The sequence below is a fragment of the Gimesia aquarii genome, assembly GCF_007748195.1.
Classification (GTDB): domain Bacteria; phylum Planctomycetota; class Planctomycetia; order Planctomycetales; family Planctomycetaceae; genus Gimesia; species Gimesia aquarii.
The window spans coordinates 957346-971294 of record NZ_CP037920.1 but is presented as its reverse complement, the minus strand read 5'-3'; the positions used below and the strand labels follow the sequence as shown (position 1 = coordinate 971294).

General features: G+C 44.1%; 14 protein-coding genes. 8 read left to right on the top strand and 6 right to left on the bottom strand.

Annotation, left to right across the window (positions count from 1 at the left end; translation table 11 throughout):
• The first annotated feature begins 71 nt into the window (after positions 1–71).
• From V144x_RS03985 to V144x_RS03975, 3 genes are all read left to right on the top strand, one after another.
• Complete coding sequence (locus V144x_RS03985) at positions 72–1664, top strand: TlpA family protein disulfide reductase (RefSeq protein ID WP_144981726.1); 1593 nt, start codon at positions 72–74, stop codon at positions 1662–1664.
• Positions 1665–2046: 382 nt separating this feature from the next.
• Positions 2047–3054: a DUF4003 family protein gene (locus tag V144x_RS03980; RefSeq protein WP_144981723.1), complete on the top strand. Its 1008-nt coding sequence runs from the start codon at positions 2047–2049 to the stop codon at positions 3052–3054.
• A gap of 299 nt (positions 3055–3353) precedes the next feature.
• Positions 3354–4535 (top strand): acyl-CoA dehydrogenase family protein, encoded by a 1182-nt coding sequence (locus tag V144x_RS03975; protein WP_144981721.1) that lies wholly within the window; start codon positions 3354–3356, stop codon positions 4533–4535.
• 247 nt (positions 4536–4782) lie between these two features.
• Here V144x_RS03975 and V144x_RS03970 read toward each other — a convergent pair whose 3' ends face one another.
• Positions 4783–5622 carry a hypothetical protein gene (locus tag V144x_RS03970; RefSeq protein ID WP_144981717.1) on the bottom strand — a complete coding sequence of 280 codons (840 nt, stop codon included), beginning with the start codon at positions 5620–5622 and terminating at the stop codon, positions 4783–4785.
• Between the two features lie 408 nt (positions 5623–6030).
• On the opposite strand from V144x_RS03970, the gene V144x_RS03965 reads away from it, so the two are divergent.
• The gene (locus V144x_RS03965; protein ID WP_144981714.1) at positions 6031–6744 is read left to right on the top strand and encodes a hypothetical protein; all 714 of its coding nucleotides are present in this window, start codon (positions 6031–6033) and stop codon (positions 6742–6744) included.
• A gap of 15 nt (positions 6745–6759) precedes the next feature.
• On the opposite strand, the gene V144x_RS03960 is transcribed toward V144x_RS03965, so the two are convergent.
• Together V144x_RS03960 and V144x_RS03955 are read right to left on the bottom strand one after the other, a co-directional pair.
• Positions 6760–7155: a hypothetical protein gene (locus tag V144x_RS03960; protein WP_144981711.1), complete on the bottom strand. Its 396-nt coding sequence runs from the start codon at positions 7153–7155 to the stop codon at positions 6760–6762.
• A gap of 516 nt (positions 7156–7671) precedes the next feature.
• The gene (locus V144x_RS03955; protein ID WP_144981709.1) at positions 7672–8328 is read right to left on the bottom strand and encodes an FMN-dependent NADH-azoreductase; all 657 of its coding nucleotides are present in this window, start codon (positions 8326–8328) and stop codon (positions 7672–7674) included.
• 710 nt (positions 8329–9038) lie between these two features.
• Here V144x_RS03955 and V144x_RS03950 point away from each other — a divergent pair.
• Complete coding sequence (locus tag V144x_RS03950) at positions 9039–9386, top strand: hypothetical protein (protein WP_144981706.1); 348 nt, start codon at positions 9039–9041, stop codon at positions 9384–9386.
• 139 nt (positions 9387–9525) lie between these two features.
• On the opposite strand, the gene V144x_RS03945 is transcribed toward V144x_RS03950, so the two are convergent.
• Both V144x_RS03945 and V144x_RS03940 read right to left on the bottom strand, forming a co-directional pair.
• Positions 9526–10428: a hypothetical protein gene (locus V144x_RS03945; RefSeq protein WP_144981703.1), complete on the bottom strand. Its 903-nt coding sequence runs from the start codon at positions 10426–10428 to the stop codon at positions 9526–9528.
• Between the two features lie 104 nt (positions 10429–10532).
• Positions 10533–11315, bottom strand: a complete 783-nt coding sequence (locus V144x_RS03940; protein WP_144981700.1) for a hypothetical protein — start codon at positions 11313–11315, stop codon at positions 10533–10535.
• A gap of 255 nt (positions 11316–11570) precedes the next feature.
• On the opposite strand from V144x_RS03940, the gene V144x_RS03935 reads away from it, so the two are divergent.
• The 3 genes from V144x_RS03935 (at position 11571) to V144x_RS03925 (ending at position 13346) form a co-directional block, all read left to right on the top strand.
• On the top strand, positions 11571–12440 hold the full coding sequence (locus V144x_RS03935) for an HNH endonuclease (protein WP_144981697.1): 870 nt from the start codon (positions 11571–11573) through the stop codon (positions 12438–12440).
• Positions 12437–12883, top strand: a complete 447-nt coding sequence (locus V144x_RS03930) for a RusA family crossover junction endodeoxyribonuclease (protein ID WP_144981691.1) — start codon at positions 12437–12439, stop codon at positions 12881–12883. Before V144x_RS03935 ends, V144x_RS03930 begins: the two co-directional genes overlap by 4 nt.
• 181 nt (positions 12884–13064) lie before the next feature.
• The gene (locus tag V144x_RS03925; RefSeq protein WP_144981689.1) at positions 13065–13346 is read left to right on the top strand and encodes a hypothetical protein; all 282 of its coding nucleotides are present in this window, start codon (positions 13065–13067) and stop codon (positions 13344–13346) included.
• Here V144x_RS03925 and V144x_RS03920 read toward each other — a convergent pair.
• Complete coding sequence (locus tag V144x_RS03920) at positions 13329–13820, bottom strand: hypothetical protein (RefSeq protein ID WP_144981685.1); 492 nt, start codon at positions 13818–13820, stop codon at positions 13329–13331. The genes V144x_RS03925 and V144x_RS03920 overlap by 18 nt on opposite strands.
• Positions 13821–13949 lie beyond the last annotated feature (129 nt).

Sequence of the window (13949 nt, the reverse complement as noted above, 5' to 3'; positions counted from 1 at the left end):
AATTCGGAGGGTCAGCGAGAGGTATCAACGGCAGTCTTCCGGACAATATTACGACTGAAAGCGAGCTGAACATGTTCAGAAGAATCCCCTGTAGTGCCAATGCCACCGCTTTCGTTTTACTTACCATTGTCGCGGCGACATCGGTCGCTCAAGAGCGCCCGGACGATCCACCACCCACCACCGAGAGAATCCCTAACAAACCAAGTCCGGTTGAATCCTCGGTGACACCAACGGATGTCTTAATCGATCAGATCAAGAACGAACTGAGAACGTCCCATCGCCCACTCTCAGTGGAAGAATTCGCCAGAACACATACCAATATCGCAACGCTGATCGGTGATCTCCGTAAAGTTTCCCCGGATGACCCTCACGTCGCGCAGTTTTTGCCAGAACGTTGGCTATCGTTGAAAATCCTCGCAGGCTTACCTTCGACCAATGATAGAAGCACCTTTGATTCGATGCGCGAACTGAACGCCGAACTCGACGAGGTTCTCAAGACAACAACGGATTCAAGACTGAGAAGCGATGCGCTATTTTATCAAACCATTTTCAAAATCAACAGACCGATTGACGGACCTGCCGCTGTCGCACTCGCTGAAAGGTTCGTCAGCGAGTGGCCCAAAGACAACCGATCTGCCGAGGTCCTCCACATCGCAGTCATGAAACTTCATACTGCGTGGTATCTGCGCGTAGCGATCATTGCGCTATTTGTCGTGATCAGTGCGGTGGTTGCAATGACTGCATGCAGGCCACCATCTAACACACGTAAGTGGCTAAGACTTGGCATTCTTTTCGGATTACTGGGGATTGGGTTGTTCATTCTACTACACACCACGTACCCGCACTTCCCAGGTCTAAGAAAATTCGAAGCCGTTGCCTTAGAGGCAGTTCTGCCATTGAATCGAATCCTCGAGGCAAACATCCTAAGCTTTGTTGGCACTTACCGTTTTTGGCTCATCATTGTGGCGGCCAGCACAACGGCTCTATTACTTGTGGCCGTCCGGCAACGTTCGGAAGCAGCGCCCTTCCAACGTTTCTCCAAAATGCGACAACTGATTCTCGGTTTCTCTTTAGCCGGGGCCTTGTGCTTTAGTGTAGATACTTACCTCATCAGTCGTCAAAGCACTGAGGTAACGCGGCGCATCGCTCAAGAATACCCCAATTCTTTACGTGGTCGATTAGCGCAAGGAGAAACCAGAAAGCGCGAGCGAATCGGCGAGCCGTTTGAGCTTGAGTTCACTGACGCGATCTCTGGTCAAGTAGTCTCGATGAAGAATTTGCGAGGGAAGGTTGTCGTGGTGAATTTCTGGGCGACCTGGTGTGGTCCGTGCGTTGGTGAAATCCCTGAATTGAAGCAACTGTATGCCCAATACCATGATCAGGGGGTCGAATTCATCGGAGTCAGTCATGATCCACCTGAAAACGCAGGAGGATTGGAAAAACTGAAGTCATTCGTAGACAAGGAGCAAATTCCTTGGCCACAGTATTATCTAGGACGCGACGACCGCACATTGCGGACAGGTTCGCCGCAGAACGATTTTTCAGAATTATGGGGAATCGATGGAATCCCAGTCATCTTCCTGATTGACCCAAGCGGCAATCTCTATTCGACCGAGGCACGGGGCCAACTTGATACCCTGATTCCACGACTTTTAAAAAAATAGCGTGGACATTCGGAAGTTGAGCATGAATCTGACGAATGATGCTAGCTGCTCCTCCAGACCGTTCGATAATTTGAAGGTCGATGTGAACTCGCTTCGGTGAATCGACCGATGCGTCGAACCGACCGAAAGATGGTTCCGAGTAACGTTGGTTTTCGTTTACTGTCCTGAATTCGATCAGTTTTGCTAACAAATTTTGATGAATTTCTTGAGTTGTCTGCTTTGGTTCGTTTCACTGCGAATCGAATGCAGTCTCATCTGACTGAAAAAGAGTGTTCGCGAAATGGGATCGTTTTTCAGTTATTCAGTGATCCGAAGCAGACAATTTTACGTTACTACAAGAGAATGCATATTTTTTGATTGTCCAGATTGAGGAAATTTCACGATGACTCTCGTATTGCCTGCCGACCCGCTGTCTCGCTTCGTCACCATCTACGAAACTCTCAACGCAGATAGCGGCTGGTTTAGCAACAATGCGTCGTCATTGCGGTTCGCCGCGATGACTGCTGCCGTTTCTCCGGGTGAACCCCGCGATTTGTCGAGGGAAATCCGACAAATCGCGGACGACATCAAAGATCAATCTGGATGGTTTGGCGAGCTCAATTCATCACTACGGTTCATTGTGAGCGCCATGTTGTACGCAAATGGTGACGGTGCAGCTGGATTCCTCGACGAAGTCAAGAGGGTACGCACGATGTTTCGGTCTGCGGGGTTGCGCAGAGGCGGGATCTATGAAATGATGGCGATACTCATCTTGCGGATTCGGAATGACTTAGAGCCTATTGAGCCAAACGCAATCAACCGTTTTCAGGCGATCTACGAGGAAATGAAACGCCACCACTGGTGGCTCACTGGTCCTGATGATTTTCCTGCCTGCGCGATTTTAGTCGGGCAACCGGAATCTCCCGGTGAGATGGGTGAACACATCGAGCAAATCTACCAGAGTTTGAATTCAGCCGGATTGACCTCAGGTAACGAATTACAGACGGCATCCAATTTGCTGTATCTGGCGCGGCTTGGTCCGATTGAAACAGCGGAGCGGTTTCGTGATTTGGCAATCGGGTTCCGCCAAAACGGAGTTTCAATATGGCGTAGCGATTACGATGAATTGGCCATTCTCACATTCCTAGATCATCACCCAGATTCGATCATCGAACGTGTTTTGAGCCATCGTGTCGAAATGAAGAATTTGCGTCCCAAGCCGGACCGATCACTAACATTCAATCTCGCCGCCGGCATCACGTTCTTAGAACTCGTCAAACTCGACAATGAGATGAAAGAGATCAGCGATGCCAAAGCATTGATGGATATGCAAGCTGTCATCAACGCTCAACAGGCCGCCGCCGCTGCCGCCGCAAGCAGTGCTTCAGTTGCGGCAAGTGCAGGTTCTTAGAAGACTCATATGGAAAATCGGAATTAGTGAAGTCGCTCCGCTCTAGCACTTAGACGAACTCAAACAGATTGCAGCCCAAAGTGATTCCGGTGCCAATAGACCAAACGAGAAAAAGGTGTCACCGAAGTGAAGCATCTAGAGCATATTGAAAAATGATCTGCAATAATTTGCTTTTCTGTGTTATGCTCTGTTGTGGGTTTTTACTTTGTTTAAGGAGGAATTCGTATGCTGTTCGTTAGGCCGCTCACAGATACTTTTTATATTACTTTTAGCATTAAGTGAGCTTAGGGAGGAAGACGTTGAATCAGCAGTTTCCCATGGAGCGTGAGGAAAAACGGAAAGCATTGCTTGCAGCGGTTGAGAGTGTGCGGGAAATCGTTGCCAGCCGAGCAGACGAGGCGGAAGAGAAAGGAACGCTTCCGCAGGCCACGGTTGATGCACTGATCGCGTCAGGGCTTTTTACTTTAAAGCTCCCAACTGTACTTGGCGGAGCCGAGGCTGATCCGATGACACAGATTGAAGTCATCGAAGCCCTGAGTGCCATTGATCCATCAGCGGCCTGGTGCACGTTGAATGGCGCCACATCCGTTAGTCTTATGGCGGCGTTTCTAGATGATAAGGCCATCTCAGAGATCTTCAAGGGGGGCCACATTCCTACGACAGCCAACGTGGCCATGCCCACTGGTCATGCCGTCCCGGTAGAGGGGGGATATTGCCTGAGCGGGAAGTGGGCGTTTGCAAGCGGTATACGGCATGCGCAATGGGTCACTGCCGGGGTCCAGGTTGTCCGTTCTAGCGACACCCCACCTGAACTGCGTATGATGGCGGTTCCCGTTGATGCTGTTCAGATCCATGACAATTGGCAGGTGGCCGGGCTTGAAGGTACGGGGAGTTGTGACGTGTCTCTCACAGAGCATTTTATTCCCGAGGAATTCACCTGGGATACATTACATGCCAAACCACAGCGCGGAGGGCCACTTTATCGTCTGGGGCTGCCGGGTTTTGTCGCCAACGAACATGCCGCCTTTGCGCTCGGGGTCGGGCGCTGTGCCCTCGATACAATAATCGGGTTGGCAAATTCGAAACGACGTAACTATGCACTCTCTCCCTCCACGCTTGAGATGCGGCCCACATTCCAGCGCGCCGTTGGCGAGTGTGATCTTAGGCTCCGAGCAGCACGAGCCTTGGTAATGGATATTTTCGCCGAAGCGTGGGATACACTTTGTGCCAATCAGATCCCGTCACCGCGATCGCATGCCGAGATGCGGAGCGTTGCCGTTTTTACTACTGAAGTGGCTGTCGATGTAGTAACGCAAGCCTTTCGGTATGGGGGAGGCAAGGCTGTGTATCGAACGCAGTGTTTACAGCGGTGTCTACGCGACATCAATGTGGCAGCCCAGCACTTAATCGTAAGCGACATTGCTTATGAGACGCATGGGCAGTTCGCCCTGAATCTACCTGATGCAGATCCTATGCGGTAACCTTAACCAGCGCGATTGAGATGTCATATCCAGCTTGGGAAACGATATCGCATTTCACCACCTATTCTTACATCATCGCTGCCCAATTTTCATCTCTGTGTTGCTGAGTGACATTGAGTAGAGTAGCAAAAAGGTGTCAGGAACCATTATTAGTATTTTTGGGTCTTCCTCTTTTTTTCAGTGATTTCGAGATCGAGTTTTTTAATGATTTTTGCTGTCTACTCCGCGTTTTGGACTGGAAAGACAATTAAAAAGTTCCTGACACCTCTTTATTCCCGGGGTCTGACACTTTTTCCTGTCCCTTTTTTTTCTCCACAGAAGGAGCCATAAAATATACGCATGCAGCGCTGTTACCTTTTATTGAACACGACTTGAATATTAGATGGTCTTTATTACCGCATAGAGGTATCAATTGAAAATAATAATCCCTTTCCCTTCCAAAAATTGGGATATTCTTTATGACATCATATTCATTTGAATCAATTGATATGGTAACCGTGTTGTCAACGATTTTAGCGGGTACTTGAGCTTCATTACTGCGAAATTTAAAGATAGCTTGAACATTATTTTTCATCACTACGATTTGCACTGTTACCTTATCGTCCACGTCCAAGTTTTGTAATTCGCTGAAATCCCATTGCTTTGTATAGATGTTTTCCAAGGCACGCTTCGATTGTTCCTTTGATATACCTGTTTTTCCTTTAACTTGATTGTTTCCATTTTTTACTCGAGACATCAGGTAGACTAGCTGTATGTCTTCAGTTACTTGTGTGTTTACAGATTCTTGTAGGTCTTTAGCTTTGAGGGTAACTACACGAAACATATTGGCATTTGATCTTACGTCCGGAATTAAATGTACATTTGAAGAATACGGCATTCCGGTTTGAGGATTGACTTTTGAAGATGTTGTCAAGAAACTCAATGAATGAGTATTGAGTTTTATGTTGCTCACGACTTCACCCTTGACTAATTTTTCAATTCCTATCTGGCCGTCAACATTCTTAATTATATACACGATCTCAGAAGGATCGCGAACAAAGACCCACTTACCTAAATACGTATTGATTCCAATTGGGTTCTCAGCCATTAATTCACAATTAAAAAAAAGGCAAACTGCAATTAATAACCTAGCTATCGATTTTGAGTACATTGCGTTAAAACCTTGCAAAAAATCACTTAGAGCAAAAAGGTGTCAGGAATGCTCTGTAGAAAACCTACTTCCGATTGCTATATCTGTAACTAACGAGTCATGATACACCATGCTGCATGACACAGACATGTAAATCTCCACGGATGGTATTGGTGACTGCTTATGAGATTGCCAAGCAATCGCTTCCTGAATACACACACCGCTTTAGCCCTCGGAAGTTTACGCAGCACCAACTATTTGCTTGTCTGGTGCTTCAGTAATTTCATGTTGTCCACGTAATAGTAAATATAATATAATAATTCACTTAATAACTTAATAAGAAGTGCGGCACTGAAGAGGTGCGGAATGTATGTTCGTTACATTGCAATACCTATCTCATTATTATTCTTTTGTGCTTGTTTTTCTAGTTGTCACCGTGGGATTTCGACTAGTGCTTCCAGGCCGACAGAGGAATTACCACAATTATCAGATGCGTCTGATATTCCAGCTTATTTTTTCAATAAGCCAGTGATAGCAGTTTTTCAAACTCGTTGCGCACCATATCCTGACGATATGTTTCGGCCCGAAATTACCTTTGCAGTCTGGGATAACGGAACGTTTTTACTCAATGAAAATCGAAACTATGTAACTGGAGCGCTTTCTGGTCAATCTTTATCATATGTAAACAACACCATGAAAAATAAAAAATATTGTTCATATTTAACTAAATGGCTTCCTCAATATCCGCATTCAGATTGTTACTACTCAATATTATCTATAGGAAGCAAAGATTATTCGGCCAAATCCTCTTTTAGGCTAACCGGTGCAAACGATCTCAATGACATGAGCGGTTTTCAAAAAAGTAACAAAAGTAGGATTGTATATATCCGTAAAACTAACGACACCATCAAAGAACATTTGAAGAATCGTACAGCCTCAGCGATATCTCTTTCTGAAGCAGATGTAATGCAAATTATCTCACAATGGGGTTACGGACCACCGTATCTCACCAACGAAGAGATAAAGGAGATTACCCAAAGGGGTTACGGACTCGACGATAACAGCAGCAATACGGATTAGGAAGCCGTATAGGTGTCAGGAACCTTTATTTGATTCCGACTCGCTGGGAACGTTCTGATTTTTGTTACCCGTCAAATAATATTGAATTGCCGGTGTAACCCAAGCAAAACATAGCAAGAGCATCACGACGATACTCAACCTGAGCAACCGAAATACAGGCCAGTCGTCAATCGGATCGGGCAGCCACATCTCGTCGAACTCCGGTGATGATCCGGAACTAAATATCAGTACGCAGTAAAGGACAAAGGGCACCGACACGATCGCGGAAAGACCGTATGAAGTGAGTAGTGCCGCACGTCGTCGGAAGATGCCGAAGAACAAGGCGAGCATGACACCAACTCCGTAAACGACCGTACTGATCGCGGCCAGGAAGAGTAACAGGCCATTCCAGAAGGAAGCGTCAGGGTGCATTGGATTCTTCCGCGTCAGTGGGAACAAATCCGGCAATCATGCCCCACCACTACTAATAATTCGGGAAACTTACGTTCGTAACTCATGGTGTCGCCAGTATTGACATGCATTTCAACACTACAAACCGGGCACATTGTTTTTGTTATTCTACCACCTACATAACTTGAACAAGACTAAATTGTTTCAGTAATACTCACTAAGGGTAGAACTTAGAGAAATTTTGTTTAACCAAATAAGAATAGTCAAGATAAATTTACAAGTCAGACCTCCTGTAGAGAACAAAGTGGTCAGACCCCCTAAACTGTTCATGGAGCGATTCGGACACCGAAATTTGGAGCGGAATCCCATGCAGTTTAAGGGTCGAATTACAGGACGTCTGAAGAAACGAATGAGTTTATTGGATAACGTCCGGCATCACCGGGCGGGGAGAATGAAGTTGTCAATTTCAAAACGCGTGCAAGCCCCGCTCCGTGTGCATGCCATTGTTATCCTCCGGTTTGGGGACTCCTCAGAGTGTCACCCGTTGCTGACAAGTAACTCGACGAGTGCAGCAACACCGTCATGGGCGTCGTCGATTGATTTACGGTGGCGTTCATCACCAAATTCCTGATACTCAATGCCGACGTGATGAATGGAATCGTCCCCGTTGACGCCGAGATAGAAGGAGCAAGTTTTGATATGGGGCACCAAGTGATTCATGTGAGCGCGTACACCCCCGGTCGCGAATCCAAATTCACCAGTCGAAGTAAGGATGACGAGCGTCTTGCCGGAGAAAATCGGTTCAAGCGGATTGTCCCCGCGTTCTAGATCGAACGAAAATGTCTTGTTGATTCGTATGACTTGGTCGAACCATGCTTTCAACGACGAAGGCATGCCGTAGTTGTACATCGGCGTACCGATCAAAATGATGTCAGCATTGGCGACCTCGGCAATCAGTTTGTCCGAAACGGCTAGCAGCTCCCGCTGCTGTTTGGTCCTATCGTCGTGAGGTGTGAATGCACTAGCAATCCATTCTTCGGATACGGGCGACGGAGCGTTTCGCCCAACGTCTCGTTCGATGACAATATCGTTCGGGCAACGCGCTATCCACTCGCGAACGAAGTGAGAGGAAAGCTTCCGCGACAGGGAGCGTTCACCACGGGCACTCGCGTTAAGTTGAAGGATCGTCGTCATAGTGGATGGATTTCAGTCGGATAACTTGTTATTAACCTGCACGGACTTGTTCTGATATGATGCCCCAGCGGCTTCATATCACACATAGATGCTGGATCTAATGCCGGCATGCTGAATATGATACTAAGCAAAATTAGATTTTCAATATGTAACTTTATTCTTACTTTCTGTTTACATCAATTACTTGCTGATATTGAAAATAGAAAACACAACAAGGCGTAAGAAGATCATGAAACTCATTGAGCAACTCGAACAGATATTAAAACGCAAACAGTTCTCGGGGAGAACAAAGGGGTCAGACCCCCTAAACTGAACTGTTCCAAGCAAATAGTTGGTGCTGTGTAAACTTCCGAGGGCTAAAGCGGTGTGCGTATTCAGGAAGCTATTACTTTGCAATCTTGTAAGCAGTCGCCAATACCATGCGTGAAGATTTGCTTGTCTGTGTCATGCAGCGTGGTGTATCATGACTTATTAATTTCGGAAATAGCAAATAAGGGTAGGTTTTCTACAGAGCAGGCCAGGACTGTTTTAGTAATCGGAATTGCGTATGATCGTCGTTTTAAAGTTCCGGACACCTTTGTCTGTCTCCAATACTTGGGATTTGGTTATCGGATGAGTATTGTTGAATGATTAAGGTTCCTGACACCTTTTTATGCGCAGGACTGACTGGCCCTGCCCCCTTTTACTTTCCTTAGACGAGTTAGTTTTATATGGCATCAACCAAAATATCTGAAGCGATTGCTTTTTTTAAGCAGTGTCCTTACCCTCATTCGAAGCAAGACTTAATGATACGGGTCCTTACGGACAACGAAAGCGAATTCCAGAATGGTCATTATCAATTCAGCGTCGGAATGTATATCCAATTAAACGTGGAGCTTGACGATGGTCACGATGAACTTGCTGATCACAATTATTTCACACTCGGACCTACTGACGATGACGATCTTGTTCTAAGACTTGGTAACAAATCAGGAATACTAGAGACTAAAATATTACCCGAAGATAAAGTAACTGAATTAATTCGATCAGGTATTAACCACCTCTCCAAACAAACCTGATAAACTGCGTGATCACTTAAGAGACCTGCCTTTTACTATTGCGTCCTCTAAATCGTCCTTTTAAGGTTTTGAACAGCTTCATCTATGCGACATAGAAATTATTATCATTGTGAGTAAAGGGAGTAACTTTGACTGTATTTTAGCTTGCGCAAGTCAAACAGGTCCCCTCTTCATCTAAAACATTTCCTGGACAGTCTGAATCACACTTCTTCCGAACAACTTTATGTACAAGATTACAAATTGGGCAGTAGAGACTGGTGGATTTTGGGCTATTGGGTCTCAATACAGCCAGCTGATATTCAAAACCAACGCCCCTATTAGCTTCATAGTAGCAAACCGGACAAGTATAACGCCTTTGTTTCTTATCGATATTGAAGTAAAGTTTCACTTCAGCTGGCCTGAGAAGATCGAGAACTACTGACATTTCCCAGCAAACACGATTACGAACATAATCAATGCTACCCAATTCAATATCTGGAGCTCTTTCGAGTTGACATAATCTAACACTCGGCCAATGTTCACCAGGAAAAAGTTTGTTATGAACAAACAAAATGGATTTAAGAACGCCCACTACAGGAACAGTAAGTTCGTTATCCACGGAGTGCATGATTGTGTTTCTACTTTCGCGCAACCACACGAACTTTTCCACAAAATCCGCAGGTAATGGTTTTAGTGCCACTGTATCGTGAACTCGTGGTAGGTCCTGAGCATCCAGTGTTCGGAATTCAGAGAACTTTAAAGGAGAGCCTGCATAAGGTGATGGCCATTTTGAAGGATTGTCTACAATTAAAATGAACGGCGAGACTTCAGCAATTCGACCTTTGATTAAAAATTCTACCCCTTGTTGTGTAGTTGAGAGTGCTGTCGCTAGACGCAGTCTTGCAGCATCCCAGTAGGCATCTGATACTTCCTCAGTATCAACACCATAGTATCCAGCTTGATCTAGATTCAAAAGGAGTTGTGAGACTGAATCCCACGCTAATCCGAGTAGATCTTTTCCCGATTCGTAAAAATCTTGTGCACTTGGAAGATCCGTAATCATAATTAGCTAAAGCCCTCATTAAGGGGTTATTAAGGATGCAAGACTCTTAAATAATTAAAGATTCTCGCATCCTAAAACTCGTCATAGTTCCCTTCAATCTGATCTTATTCATTTCGATGCATATTGAATCGATATATTTCATCGCCAAGCTTGATATGTGTTTGAATCCCTAAGTTAATCATCTCCATTGTAATGTTATTGGGAAATTTTATTTGTTCAGGAATAAGTGCGATATAAAAATCAAGACCACCATAGAATTCTAAATGTAGTGAGCAGAGCCCGTATTGATCTAGATCCGTGAATTGAAATGAAAATACTTCTGGATTATCTCCAAGACGGGGTTTCCCTTTAAGTTCACGAAGGATCTTGTCACGGATAAACCGCTGAAATTCTTTTGGGGTTGATTCCTTATGTTGTATGTACCCCAGCATAGTTTTTGTTTTCCCGCTAAATTTTATATCAAATACATGGTAAAACAGCCCGCGTGCAATTCGGTCGAAACAGTTGTTAAGTCGATCATAATCTGGTGTTCCCCAAATAACATCTATAAACTTATTGGAGCTTACTTCATAAATACATAATTTTCGATTTTTCATCGAGTTGGTGAGAAGTTCGAAAGAACTTCTATAAATCGCACGATTTACTTTAGAAAATTTTTGTTTGTAACCAATTGAATTGTTTCCTAGTATGCCAGCTAAGCTTACTAACAAAAATTCGTCGTCTGAAGATTTGCCGCTATTATGTTTGTTACATGAAGGCACCGTAATTAAATTTATTCGAAATTGCCCATCAACATCTTTGCTTTCAGGAAAAAGACATCTAGGAGGTACATGTTCTTTTGATGTACTTTTTGCATCACACATATAACAAGTTAACGAATGTGTCATGATTTCCCTCATGTCCCTTTGCTAGATAATAGAAATCACTCATTCAGACATGTCATAGAGTGATATGGTTCATGATCGAGTCATGTAGGCGGTATTGACAAGTGAAGTACTCTTTTAAAAAATAAAATTGTCATGCTCCTTTTTTCTATTCATCCAGTCGGCTTTTGTATTAGTTTGCCTATTTTATGTGACGTAGTTTGTAAAATCAAAGAAATAGCGATTGCAAAGTATTCTAGATAAAAGGGGCTTAATTTGATGCATGTTCACACCACTACGTCATTAAGAATACATGCTTTTGCCATTAACAAACTGCATGATCCCAATTGGACAGGCATGGAATTATATGACGAACTTAAGCAGTGGTGGCGAGGTCGACGCGAACCTAAAGAATTGTTTCACAAAATATTGAAAAACGGTGTGTTGTTTCATTTGGGGAAGATTGTTTTCGATGAATATCATGACTATGACTCACACTTAGAAAAACTAGAGGGTGAGTACAAAATGTGGTTCTTAGAAGAACATATTGAGTTCATCAAATTTCATTATCCGAGAAGAAAAAAACAGCAGATAACTGCTATTTCGGAAGAGCTGACACGTATCGACAAACTATATGAATCCGATGAACATGCCTATTGGACAATTCTTGAATCTGACAAATTTTACAACTGGTTCTTGACTCAATATTTCGATCTAAACAGTTCGAGGAGCAGTATTACATCTGATGTTAGAGAGGCATATGCATATGATTTCTCAAACCGAACGTTCAATGACTTGCCTTTATGCACTCATATCAATAAGCGTATAAGAGATATTGGAATTTCCAGCCAGATTGATGACGAACCATTTGAGGCTTGGGTCAAAAGAACTAAAATACCTAAATGGGCAGAAAGAGCAGTTGTAACTCGAGATAATGGTTTATGCGTTTCGTGCAAAAGAGACTTATTGAGAGAATTTACCGCTCCAAGGCATATAGATCACATCATTCCCTTGAAGGAGTCTGGAATTAACGATCTTGTTAATCTTCAGCTTATGTGTGATAAATGCAATCTCAAAAAGAAAGCAAATGAACTCGATCCCTTTACTTCAATTCCCGACTATTTACAAGTAGGACTAACGCGAAGATGAATCAATTTCTTCCGTATGATCCAGGGAAAATCCCTTCGCGACCAGCACCTATACCTGGAACTTTAATTAATTTTAGTATTGATGGTTTACCTCCATTCAAAGATACATCATTTTCTATCCGAAATCCAAAGCATAAAATTTATACGCGTTTTGTAAAACTTCGGATTGCCGCAATAGATGCCATGCAAGGGCATTCTTGGTCACATGGACCTATTAGTATCGATCTTGATATGCATGCCCCTAGTCTAGAGCCTAGACGATCATTAACTGATTATACTGGAGGAGTTCTTGATACACTAGATGGATCACATGGTACTCATTTCCATTATTTACCCATCGTGTATAATGATGACTGCCAAGTCTGTAGTAGTCAGACCTCATTTCATATTTCTGAGAAAGAACATTACGAAGTCAGAATTGGCTTTCTCAAAAACATCATTTGAAATTATTCAGGGCAGAATCTTTTATTCGAGATATTGGTACGCAAGAAGAAACTTTTCCTGAAGTGAGAAGAGTTTCAGTTCCTTTTGTCCCTTGGGAATCCTCCCCACCCCCTCATTTACATAAACATATGCACTACCTATAATATGTTCGTGAGACAATAGCTGTTTGAGGAGTTTTGGCATGTCGGTTTTAGAGGCACATTGGGTGCGCAGTGTTTTTGCCGTTTTGATTTGGGGGGGCTTTGGGGTCTTTCCGTGCGTCGGTTTCGCGGAGTCTCAAACAGACAAAACGCTGGCGACTCAGAAGGAGGACGCGCAACAGTTTTTCAGCAAACAGGTCAAGCCTTTCATCAAAAAATATTGCATCGACTGTCATCAGAATCGACGGTCCACCGAGGCCGGGCTCAGCTTTGATCCGGCCCTGCGTACTTATAGCAATAATGTGTCAGGAACCTTTATTTGATTCCGACTCGCTGGGAACGTTCTGATTTTTGTTACCCGTCAAATAATATTGGATTGCTGGTGTGACCCAGACAAAACAAAGTAAAAGCATCACGACGATGCTCAACCTGAGCAACCGAAATATAGGCCAGTCGTCAATCGGATCGGGCAGCCACATCTCATCGAACTCCGGTGATGATCCGGAACTAAATATCAGCACGCAGTAAAGGACAAAGGGAACCGACACAATCGCGGAAAGACCGTATGAAGTGAGTAGTGCCGCACGTCGTCGGAAGATGCCGAAGAACAAGGCGATCATGACACCAACCCCATAAACGACCGTACTGATCGCGGCCAGGAAGAGTAACAGGCCATTCCAGAAGGAAGCGGCAGAGTGCATTGGATTCTTTCGCGTCAGTGGGGACAACGTCGGCAATCGTACCCCACTATCAATAAAACTTACGTTCGTAATTCCCAGAGTCGCCAGTATTGACATGCATTTCAACACCGTAAACCGGGCACATTGTTTTTGTTATTCTATCACCTACATAACTTGAACAAGACTAAATTGTTTCAGTAATACTCACTAAGGGTAGAACTTAGAGAAATTTTGTTTAACCAAATA